The organism is Helcococcus sp. KG196 (assembly GCF_046035495.1).
In the GTDB taxonomy this organism is placed as follows: Bacteria; Bacillota; Clostridia; order Tissierellales; family Peptoniphilaceae; genus Helcococcus; species Helcococcus ovis.
This window is the reverse complement of record NZ_JBFNFI010000038.1, coordinates 1-696: the sequence shown is the minus strand read 5'-3', so window position 1 is coordinate 696 and position 696 is coordinate 1. Positions and strand designations below refer to the sequence as shown.

Genomic DNA, 696 nt, shown 5'->3' with positions numbered 1-696 from the left:
GCGCCAGTTGCTGAGGAGTCGCCGTTGGAATACCACACTTTAAGCTTTAAGGTTCTAACCATGCACCCTGAATCGGGTGTTGGGACACTGTCAGTTGGGCAGTTTGACTGGGGCGGTCGCCTCCTAAAAAGTAACGGAGGCGTTCAAAGGTTCGCTCAGAATGGACGGAAACCATTTATAGAGTGCAAAGGCAAAAGCGAGCTTGACTGTGACACCTACAAGTGGAGCAGATACGAAAGTAGGACTTAGTGATCCGGTGGTACCGAGTGGAAGGGCCATCGCTCAACGGATAAAAGCTACCCCGGGGATAACAGGCTTATCTCCCCCAAGAGTTCACATCGACGGGGAGGTTTGGCACCTCGATGTCGGCTCGTCTCATCCTGGGGCTGGAGTAGGTCCCAAGGGTTGGGCTGTTCGCCCATTAAAGAGGCACGCGAGCTGGGTTCAGAACGTCGCGAGACAGTTCGGTCCCTATCCAGCGTGGGCGTAAGAAATTTGAGAGGAGCTGTCCTTAGTACGAGAGGACCGGGATGGACAGACCGCTGGTGTATCAGTTGTCATGCCAATGGCACGGCTGAGTAGCTAAGTCTGGAAGGGATAAGTGCTGAAGGCATCTAAGTACGAAGCCCCCCTCAAGATAAGATTTCTAAAAGAGTCCTTGTAGAAAATGAGGTTGATAGGTCGAAGGTGGAAGTG

At 52.6% G+C, this 696-nt stretch carries 1 rRNA gene; it reads left to right on the top strand.

Going from position 1 to position 696, the window contains the following annotated elements:
* A 23S ribosomal RNA gene (locus tag ABGF45_RS08380) occupies positions 1–696 on the top strand; the annotation flags it as partial.